At 61.6% G+C, this 9768-nt stretch carries 6 protein-coding genes, 1 tRNA gene and 1 riboswitch; of the genes, 3 read left to right on the top strand and 4 right to left on the bottom strand.

What is annotated here, in order from left to right:
- Positions 1-167: 167 nt before the first annotated feature.
- The gene (locus C2I19_RS16060) at positions 168-1835 is read right to left on the bottom strand and encodes an ABC-F family ATP-binding cassette domain-containing protein (RefSeq protein ID WP_103903674.1); all 1668 of its coding nucleotides are present in this window, start codon (positions 1833-1835) and stop codon (positions 168-170) included.
- Between the two features lie 132 nt (positions 1836-1967).
- Between C2I19_RS16060 and C2I19_RS22805 the strand changes: the two genes are divergently transcribed.
- A complete protein-coding gene (locus tag C2I19_RS22805; RefSeq protein ID WP_103903673.1) occupies positions 1968-2513 on the top strand; it encodes an ABC transporter permease in 546 nt (181 codons plus the stop codon).
- Positions 2514-2609: 96 nt separating this feature from the next.
- Here C2I19_RS22805 and C2I19_RS16050 read toward each other — a convergent pair whose 3' ends face one another.
- Both C2I19_RS16050 and C2I19_RS16045 read right to left on the bottom strand, forming a co-directional pair.
- Complete coding sequence (locus C2I19_RS16050) at positions 2610-3608, bottom strand: sodium:calcium antiporter (protein WP_103903672.1); 999 nt, start codon at positions 3606-3608, stop codon at positions 2610-2612.
- A 24-nt stretch (positions 3609-3632) separates the two neighbouring features.
- A riboswitch (yybP-ykoY riboswitch) is annotated at positions 3633-3813 on the bottom strand.
- 362 nt (positions 3814-4175) lie between these two features.
- Positions 4176-4260, bottom strand: a tRNA-Leu gene (locus C2I19_RS16045).
- Between the two features lie 182 nt (positions 4261-4442).
- Here C2I19_RS16045 and C2I19_RS16040 point away from each other — a divergent pair.
- The gene (locus tag C2I19_RS16040) at positions 4443-5132 is read left to right on the top strand and encodes a Bax inhibitor-1/YccA family protein (RefSeq protein ID WP_103903671.1); all 690 of its coding nucleotides are present in this window, start codon (positions 4443-4445) and stop codon (positions 5130-5132) included.
- 87 nt (positions 5133-5219) lie between these two features.
- Here C2I19_RS16040 and C2I19_RS16035 read toward each other — a convergent pair whose 3' ends face one another.
- Positions 5220-5558, bottom strand: a complete 339-nt coding sequence (locus C2I19_RS16035) for a P-II family nitrogen regulator (RefSeq protein ID WP_101708527.1) — start codon at positions 5556-5558, stop codon at positions 5220-5222.
- Between the two features lie 147 nt (positions 5559-5705).
- Between C2I19_RS16035 and purL the strand changes: the two genes are divergently transcribed.
- Positions 5706-9665 carry a phosphoribosylformylglycinamidine synthase gene (gene purL / locus C2I19_RS16030; RefSeq protein WP_103903670.1) on the top strand — a complete coding sequence of 1320 codons (3960 nt, stop codon included), beginning with the start codon at positions 5706-5708 and terminating at the stop codon, positions 9663-9665.
- Positions 9666-9768: the final 103 nt, after the last annotated feature.

Raw genomic sequence — 9768 nt, 5'->3', positions numbered from 1 at the left:
TCCGATACGACAAATTGAAGTGCAACTATGAGAGCGTGGTCGCCATGGCGTGCGCATACCTATGGTTGCCTATGTGAAACGTCAACAGCCCCTAGCGCGATATCGCGCCAGTGCTGCCTTTTTCATTTTCATGGCGCCTCTTCCGGCTCGCCGGGGCCTGCCGCCGTTTAACGCTTCCCTGCGGCCGCTTCGCGCCGGCGTTTGGCCTCTTCCAGCAGATAAACCTGGTAGTCGTCCAGATCGCCATCAAAGTCACTGACGCCGCCGCGCGACACCATCCAGAACTCATCGCATACCGCGCGCAGCAGGGCCCGATCGTGGCTGACCAGCATCACAGAGCCTTCAAACTCGTTCAGCGCCACGCTCAGCGCCTCGCGCGTGGCCAGGTCCAGGTGGTTGGTCGGTTCGTCCAGCAGCAACAGATTGGGGCGCAGCCAGACGATCATGCACAGCACCAGCCGCGCTTTTTCGCCGCCGCTCATGCTGCCTACCGCCTGCTTGACCATGTCGCCGCTGAAATTGAAGGTGCCCAGAAAATTGCGCAATCCCTGCTCGCGGCAGTCATTGGCCGGCGGGCGCAACTGGGCCGGCGTTTCGCGCGCCAATCGCAGCATGTGCTGCAGCGGATCGTCTTCCGGCCGCAATACGTCCAGTTCCTGCTGCGAGAAGTAGCCGATATTCAGGCCTTTGCCGCGGATGATCTCGCCGCTGGTGGCCGCCAGCGCTTCGGCCACCGTTTTGACCAGCGTGGACTTGCCTTGGCCGTTGGCGCCGAGGATGCCGATGCGCTGGCCGGCCAGCACCGAGCGGTTCACGCCTTTGACGATCACGGTGGGCGGCGTGCCTGCAGGCGCCTCGTCTGGCGCCGGGTAGCCAAACGAGGCCTGCGACATGGTCAGCATAGGATTCGGCAGACTGCCGGGTTCCTTGAACTCGAACTGGAACTCTGCATCGGCCAGCACCGGCGCGATCTTCTCCATCCTCTCCAGTGCCTTGACGCGGCTTTGCGCCTGCTTGGCCTTGCTGGCCTTGGCCTTGAAGCGGTCGATGAACTTCTGCAGGTGCGCCATCTTCTCCTGCTGCTTGGCCAGCGCGGCCTGCTGCAGAATCATCTGCTCGGCGCGCATGTCCTCGAACTTGCTGTAGTTGCCGCCGTAACGCACCAGCTTGCCGTGGTCGATATGCAGCGTGACATTGGTCACCGCGTCCAGGAATTCGCGGTCATGGCTGATCACCACCATGGTGCCGGCGTACTGCTTGAGCCAGGCCTCCAGCCAGACCAGCGCGTCCAGATCGAGGTGGTTGGTCGGCTCGTCCAGCAGCAGCAGGTCCGACGGACACATCAGCGCGCGCGCCAGCTGCAAGCGCATGCGCCAGCCGCCGGAGAAGCTGTTCACCGGCTGCTGCAGTTCGGCCACGCTGAAGCCCAGGCCCAGGATCAACGCCTGCGCCCGCGCCGGAGCATCATGCTCGCCGGCATCGTTCAGGGCGGTATAAGCATGCGCCATCCGCATGTAGTCCTCACCGGCCTCCGCTTCGGCCACTTCGCGCCGCGCCGCCAGCAAGGTGGTATCGCCCTCAACCACAAACTCGGTCGCGGTCTGGGACGTTTCCGGCATGTCCTGCGCCACCTGCGCCATGCGCCACTGGCTGGGAATGGAGAAGTCTCCACCGTCTTCATGCAGGCTGCCATTCAGCACCGCAAACAGCGAGGACTTGCCCGCGCCGTTACGCCCGACCAGGCCTACCTTTTCTCCAGGGTTGATGCTGACGCTTGCGCCGTCCAGCAAGACTTTAGTGCCGCGACGCAAGGCCACGTTTTTCAGAATGATCATTAGGGAATAGCCGTGCTGCAATGCTTAAGGGGTGAATAGCAGTAAGCCGACGGACGCTTGCGTCCCGGCGGAATGCCATGAAAAAACGAACCCCCGGACAAAAACGAGGGCACCGCAGGGGATTATACGCAGATGTCCACTCGCGCAGGGCACGCCTCTTTGGCCTTATGCGGCATTTTGCCGGTGGCGCATGCCACGCTGAATGGGTTGGATGCCGTGCCGGATCGCCTGTGCGAGATTGCGCGGGGCATGGGCATGACGCCTGGAGAAGCGCTGAGAAAAATGGAATTGCCGTTGGCTGCGCCGGTCATTCTGGCTGGCATTCGGACCTCAGTCGTCATGCATATAGGCACCGCAGCGATTGCCTCCGCCGTGGGTGCTAAAACGCTCGGTTTGCCGATCCTCATAGGCCTTAGCGGTTTCAATACCGCCTACGTGATTCAGGGTGCGCTGCTGGTGGCACTGCTGGCGGTAAGTGCTTGCCGAGCAGGCAGGAAATCAGCAAGGAGAAGCGGGCGAGACGACAGGGCATGGCCCTGTGTCCGGTTGATTGCCAGTTCATTGCCTGCGGCTAACTGCATTATGCTGAGGCATGGCCGAGCAGGCTCTTGGTTCCGGCAGGATGCGCCTATGGCGCTCTTCGTCGAAAAAGCGCTGCGCGCCCCCTCGGTGTCTTGAGAATGCGCGTATTCAAAATGTGGGCCGGATCCTATCGCGGCCTTGTGGCCTAATGGGCCTGGCGTTTCGAGGCCGCCAAGCCTTTGCGTTTCTGCGCTACAGACGGATAGCGATTGTCAGGTACGCGGCGAATGCCCCGTACAGCAGCGCTACCGGGACCAGTGCTCGGCCATCTACTAGACCGCGACGGAACAAGTTCCATAGCAGGATGATGGCCAAGGCGGTGATCAGGCCAGCGGCCAGCAAGGGGCCATCAAAGCGCCATGGCGTGAAGAAAATACCCAGGGCGCTGGGAATGGTCGCCTGGATCATCATCGCCCCGGAAATGTTCGCCAGCGCCAAACGTTCCTTCCCTTGGCGCACCCAGATCAGGGCGTTCATGATTTCCGGCAGTTCCGTGGCGACTGGACTCAGCAGTAATGCGACCAAGTGGGGAGACAGGCCGAGCGCGCCGCCAATGGCTTCCAGTTGGCCAACAAAGGTGTGAGAGGCAATGGCAATCACGGTCAATGCGGCCAGTGCCTGAAAGGCTGCCCAGCCCAAGGTGGCGTTATGCGGTCGGAACTTGAGCGCTTCCAACGCCTCCTCTTCCGGGGCGGTGTCGGCCGTCCTGATCTCGCGCCAGACGTAGGCCGCATATGCCGCCAGGAATAGCACGCCCAGCCACGGCTTAATGGCGAATGCGACGAGGCCAAGCGCCACCTTGAAAGCGAATATCGCCAGAAAGGCCAGTTGGTCCTGGCTTAATCGTCGATGATCAACCACCACCAAGTGGTCATTGCGTTGCAAGCGGATGCGATTGCGCCATAGCGCCAGCCCCACGATGGCATAGGCTAGGGTCGCCAGTACCAGGGGGCCGCCCATGGCAGCCCCGACGCCGATCTCGCGCAGTTCAGGCGTGCTGCCAAAAGCCACTGCGGTCAAGGTTACGGCGCTTTCCGGTAGGGCTGTCCCAAAGGCGGCCAGCACCGTGCCGACGGCGGTTGCGCCCAGCTTCAGGTGGCGACCGCACCATTCAATGCCGTTGACGAAGAATTCACAGGCCAGGTAGATGGCTATGGCGGAGAAGAAGAATAGGAAGAGGGTTGGGAGCATGACGCAAACCGGGCCGGGCAAGCAGATCACCAATGGCGCAACGATACGGCTTGCCCGGCAGGCAAACGCATCGCGGCCAAAGGTCTCGCCGGGCGGCTCCGAATAGTTCGGATGCTGATCACGCCATGAAGCTGGGCTTCAAGTTTGTTGACGCGACCTCCCCGGCAAACTGCGCCGGAGATGGCTACTCCCCAATGACAACGAGCAGATTTTGGCAGTTGAGCCGCTTTTCGGCAAGTCCCCCGAAGTGTTGTTGATATTTTGAAGATGAGAGTGGGGGCTTGCCGAGTTATGATTTCTGCATCAATTGCCAGTGGGCTGGGGGTGCCGGGGCTGATGCTGAGGAATGAGCCTTGGTCTGGCTGGAATAAATTCTGCTCAAATACGCCATTTACGCTGCTTGTTACTGCGTAGTTCCCTTGTTGGGACGCGTATGGGGAGGGCGATGCCGAAAAGCGACGGGCATTGGGTGTGAGGCGGTAGAGCGAAAAAAGGCAAGTAACGCCTTTATTTTCGGTGCTTTCGGGGGTATTTATGGGTTTTGTGGCTAGCTCTGAAAAGCTAGCATGGTGCGAAAGGAGAGACTCGAACTCTCACGCCTTGCGGCGCTGGAACCTAAATCCAGTGCGTCTACCAATTCCGCCACTCTCGCATGTGGAAGGTCTTGCAATCGCGCGGACTTGGCCGCACCTGCATTCCCGGAAGAGGGCGAATCATAGCGCAATCATTCAGCCATGACAAGTCTGATCCAGAGGCTTGAACTTTTCCCCTTCGGCATGGTCTCTTACGTACAATATAAATATTCCAGAACAACTCAACTCAGGAGAGTTTCACATGCACCCGGACTTCCAGACGGCCTATCAATCGACCCCCATGGCCGATGCGCGCAACAAAGTGCTGCGCAATACTTACGGCTTGCTGGGGTTGTCCATGATTCCCACCGTAATGGGCGCCATCGTGGGCACCCACATGAGCTTCGCCTTCCTGGCCGGCAGCCCCATCATGGGCATGCTGCTGATCATGGCCGTGTTTTATGGCCTGGTCTTCGCCATCGAGAAAAACCGCTACAGCTCAATGGGCGTGTTCCTGATGCTGGGCTTCACCTTTTTGATGGGCGTGCTGCTCGGCCCTTTGCTTCAGTTCGCTCTGAAGTTCTCCAATGGCGGCCAGTTGATCATGACCGCAGGCGCGGCGACTTCAGTGGTGTTCTTCGTCATGGCGGGCATCGCCAGCACGACTAAGCGCGATTTGTCCGGCTTGGGCAATTTCCTGGCTGTCGGCGTCATTGTGCTGATGGTGGCGGTGGTGGCCAACCTGTTCTTGCAAATGCCGGCCTTCCAGCTGATGATCTCCGCGGCTTTCGCATTGATCAGTTCGCTGATGATCCTGTGGCAGGTCAAGACCGTGGTGGATGGCGGCGAGAGCAGCTACATCTCCGCCGCGCTGTCCATCTACATCAGCATCTACAACCTGTTCACCAGCTTGCTGCAGCTGCTGCTGGCCTTCGGCGGCAATCGCGACTAAATGCGAGCCTTCGCCTGTTTAGGGCGGAGCTAAAAGAAAAGCCCCCGGTGTGCCGGGGGCTTTTTCGTTTTTAACAGCGGGCCGGGTTCAGATGGCTTGCTCGTTGGTTTCGCCGGTGCGGATGCGGACCACTTGCTCCACCGGGATGACGAAAATCTTGCCGTCCCCTATCTTGCCGGTGCGCGCGGCGGCCACTATGGTGTCGATGGCGCGGTCCACCAGATCGTCCGGCAGGATCACCTCGATCTTCACCTTGGGCAGGAAGTCCACCACGTATTCGGCGCCGCGATACAGTTCGGTGTGGCCTTTTTGTCGGCCGAAGCCCTTGACCTCGGATACGGTGAGCCCGTTGATGCCGATCTCGGACAAGGCCTCGCGCACCTCGTCCAGCTTGAACGGCTTGATGACGGCTTCTACCTTTTTCATTGCGCAATGCTCCTGATAAAAGCGGATGATGTTGGGGTAAATGAAAAAAATTGCCGATGCGGGCCTGGAAAGTCTGGGACCGCCTTAAATGCGGCGCAGTTTTGCTGTATTATGACGCCCTTTCCTGGTACTTGTCGCGGGTGTCTAATGTCTTACATTACCAAGCTGCGCGGTGGCATTGCTCTGTCGCCGTTTCGTCTTGACAAACTGCAGGTGGCAGCGGCCGATGCCGGTTTTAAGGATGTCGTCCTGACCGCCGAGTATTGGCATTTCGCGGAAAGCGACAGCGAACTGACGCTGGAAGAGGTGAGCGTGCTGGGGCAGTTGCTCAGTTACGGCGAAGCGCCGCTGAGCGAAGAGCCGCAAGGCGAGCTGTTCCTGGTGACGCCGCGCCTCGGCACCTTGTCGCCATGGGCGTCCAAGGCGACGGACATCGCCCGGCACTGCGGATTGCCGAATATCCGACGGATCGAGCGCGGCACCGCCTTCCGAATCCAGTCCGCCGATAAATCTTTAAGTAAAGAGGCCCGCCACATTCTGGCGGGCCTCTTGCACGATAGGATGACGGAAACCGTCCTGTCCTCGCTGGACGAGGTGGAAAAACTGTTCGTCCACATCGATCCGCAACCCATGGCCACGGTGGATGTGCTGCAAGGCGGACGCGCGGCGCTGGAGCAGGCCAACGTCCAGCTGGGCCTGGCCTTGTCGGACGACGAGGTGGAATATCTGGTCGAGAGCTTCATCAAGATGGCGCGCAATCCGAGCGACGTCGAGCTGATGATGTTCGCCCAGGCCAACTCCGAACATTGCCGCCACAAGATTTTCAACGCCCAGTTCATCATCGACGGCGTGGAGCAGGGCAAGTCGCTGTTCCGCATGATACGCGACACCCATGACGCGCATCCGCAAGGCACGCTGGTGGCGTACAAGGACAATGCCTCGGTGATCGAGGGCGCCTTCATCGAGCGCTTCTACCCGCAACCGGGCGGCAACCAGTACGCTTACAACAGCGAGCCCACCGACATTCTGATGAAGGTGGAGACGCACAACCACCCGACGGCGATCTCGCCTTTCCCCGGCGCCTCCACCGGCAACGGCGGCGAAATCCGCGACGAAGGCGCCACCGGCCGCGGTTCGCGCCCGAAGGCCGGCCTCACCGGCTTCACGGTGTCCAACCTGAACATCCCGGGCTTCAAACAGCCGTGGGAGCAATACCGCGACGGCCAGCCTGAATACGGCAAGCCGGGGCGCATCGCTTCCGCGCTGCAAATCATGCTGGAAGGCCCGATAGGCGGCGCGGCGTTCAACAACGAGTTCGGCCGTCCAAACCTGGCAGGCTATTTCCGCGCCTTTGAACAGGAGTTCGACGGCGAGATGCGTGGCTACCATAAGCCCATCATGCTGGCCGGCGGTCTGGGCAATATCCAGCAGCAGCAAATCCACAAGAACGAGATTCCGGAAGGCGCGCTGCTGATCCAACTGGGCGGCCCCGGCCTGCTGATCGGCCTGGGCGGCGGCGCCGCTTCGTCCATGGACACGGGCGCCAACAGCGAAAACCTGGATTTCGACTCGGTGCAGCGCGGCAATCCGGAAATCGAACGCCGCTGCCAGGAAGTGATAGACCGCTGCTGGCAGCAGGGCGAGGCCAACCCCATCGTCTCCATCCATGACGTCGGCGCCGGCGGCCTGTCCAACGCCTTCCCGGAACTGGTCAACGATGCCGGCCGAGGCGCCGTCTTCCATCTGCGCAAGGTGCATCTGGAAGAGAAGGGCATGACGCCGATGCAGATCTGGTCCAACGAGGCGCAGGAGCGCTACGTGATGGCCGTGCTGCCGGAGGATTTGGATCGCTTCACCGCTATCTGCGAACGCGAGCGCTGCCCATTCGCCGTGCTGGGCGTCGCCACCGATGACGGCCATCTGCAGGTGCGCGACGATCACTTCGACAACCATCCGGTGGACATGCCGCTGGACGTGCTGCTGGGCAAGCCGCCGCGCATGGTGCGCGATGTGAAGAGCGAGTCGCGTGAGTTCCAGGTGCTGGACGCCTCCAATTACCCGCTGCGCGAAACCGCCTACCGCGTGCTGCGCCACCCCACCGTGGCGGACAAGTCCTTCCTGATCACCATCGGCGACCGCACTGTGGGCGGCATGACGGCGCGGGACCAGATGGTGGGCCGTTGGCAAGTGCCGGTAGCGGACGTGGCCGTCACCACCATGGGCTTCAACACCTATCGCGGCGAGGCGATGGCCATGGGCGAGCGCACGCCGGCCGCGTTGTTCAATGGTCCGGCTTCCGGACGCATGGCCATAGGCGAATCGTTGACCAATCTGGCCGCCGCCTTCGTCGGCCATCTCGGCAATGTCAAGCTGTCGGCCAACTGGATGGCGCCGGCCGGCCACCCGGGCGAGGACGCCAATCTGTACCGCACGGTGGAGGCCGTGTCCGAGCTGAGCCAAAGCCTGGGCGTCAGCATCCCGGTGGGCAAGGACTCCTTGTCCATGAAAACCGTATGGCAGGAGGGCGGCGAGCAGAAGGCCGTCACTGCGCCGCTGTCGCTGGTGATTTCCGCCTTCTCCCCGGTGGAGGATGTGCGAAAGACCGTGACGCCGGACCTGAAGGACGTCAAGGACAGCGATCTGATTCTGATCGACCTCGGCTATGGCCGCTGCCGTCTGGGCGGTTCCATCTTGGGCCAGGTGTGGCAGGATATGCGCGGCCGCGCGCCGGACGTCGAGAACCCGCTGCAACTGGGCGCGTTCTTCAATACCGTGCAATCGTTGCTGCGCGACGACATGCTGCTGGCTTACCATGACCGTTCCGACGGCGGCCTGTTCTCCGCGTTGGCGGAAATGATGTTCGCTGGCCACTGCGGCGTCAGCATTGATCTGCAGGAGCTGGTGATCGAGCGTCAGAACACCCAGCGCATGATCGAAGATTTCGTGCCGCCGGCGCAGGACGCCGCCACTCACGGCCGCATCATGCGCGTGCTATTCAATGAAGAGCTGGGCGCGGTGCTGCAGGTGAAAAAGTCAGACACCTCTGAGGTGATCGCCCGCTTCATGCAGGCCGGCATCGGCCGCGAGCTGTTCGTCATCGGCCGCACGAATAGCTATGACCGCCTGGTGATCCGCCACAAGGGCAAGGACCTGTTCAGCGAAAGCCGCAACGAGTTGTTCTGCGCCTGGTCCGAAACCAGCGCGCGCATGCAGCGCCTGCGCGACAACCCGGCCTGCGCCGACAGCGAGCAGCTGCTGCGCAGCCACGCCAAGTCGCGCGGACTGTTCGCCCAGTTGTCCTTCGACGTGAATGGCGATCCGGCGGCGCCGTACATCTCCACCGGCAAGCGTCCTCGCATGGCCATCCTGCGCGAGCAGGGCGTCAACGGGCAGCTGGAAATGGCAGCGGCTTTCGACCGCGCCGGCTTCGAAGCGGTGGATGTGCATATGAGCGATATCATCGCCGGCCGCGTCTCGCTGGCCGACTTCAAGGGCCTGGCGGCCTGCGGCGGCTTCAGCTACGGCGACGTGTTGGGCGCCGGCGAGGGCTGGGCCAAGAGCATTCTGTTCAACCCGCGCGCGCGGGAGCAGTTCGAGGCCTTCTTCGGCCGCGGCGACACCTTCGCGCTGGGCGTGTGCAATGGCTGCCAGATGATGTCCAATCTGTCGTCCATCATTCCGGGAGCGGAGCACTGGCCCAAGTTCCGCCGCAACGCATCGGAGCAGTTCGAAGCGCGCTTCAGCATGGTGGAAGTGGCGGCTTCGCCGTCCATCTTCCTGTCCGACATGGCCGGCAGCCGTTTGCCGGTGGTGGTGAGCCACGGCGAAGGCCGCGCGGTGTTCGCGCCGGGCGCGCAGGATCAGGCGTTGGCGGCATTGCGCTACATCGACTTTGACGGACGCGCCACCGAAACCTACCCGCTGAATCCGAATGGCTCTCCGGCAGGCATTACTGGCGTGACCACGCAGGACGGCCGTTTCACCATCATGATGCCGCACCCGGAGCGCGTGTTCCGCACCGTTCAGAACAGCTGGCATCCCGAGGAGTGGAACGAAAACGGCGGCTGGTATCGCATGTTCGCCAGCGCGCGGCGCTGGGTGGGTTGATTCAGCTGTCAGTTCGCAAACGGAACGGAGGCCAGACGCCTCCGTTTTTTTTGCCTATGCATCTTGTTGCCATGCGAATTGAATATCGCGATGGAATTTTCAG

It is taken from the genome of Chromobacterium alticapitis, assembly GCF_002924365.1.
Lineage (GTDB): Bacteria > Pseudomonadota > Gammaproteobacteria > Burkholderiales > Chromobacteriaceae > Chromobacterium > Chromobacterium alticapitis.
The sequence above is the reverse complement of the archived record's forward strand: the minus strand, read 5'-3'. Positions and strand labels throughout refer to the sequence as shown.

Coding starts and splice junctions, on each gene's coding strand:
- C2I19_RS16060 (WP_103903674.1), bottom strand. CDS start 1,835: ATGATCATTCTGAAAAACGTGGCCTTGCGTCGCGGCACTAAAGTCTTG.
- C2I19_RS16040 (WP_103903671.1), top strand. CDS start 4,443: ATGCACCCGGACTTCCAGACGGCCTATCAATCGACCCCCATGGCCGAT.
- purL (WP_103903670.1), top strand. CDS start 5,706: ATGTCTTACATTACCAAGCTGCGCGGTGGCATTGCTCTGTCGCCGTTT.
- C2I19_RS22805 (WP_103903673.1), top strand. CDS start 1,968: ATGTCCACTCGCGCAGGGCACGCCTCTTTGGCCTTATGCGGCATTTTG.
- C2I19_RS16035 (WP_101708527.1), bottom strand. CDS start 5,558: ATGAAAAAGGTAGAAGCCGTCATCAAGCCGTTCAAGCTGGACGAGGTG.
- C2I19_RS16050 (WP_103903672.1), bottom strand. CDS start 3,608: ATGCTCCCAACCCTCTTCCTATTCTTCTTCTCCGCCATAGCCATCTAC.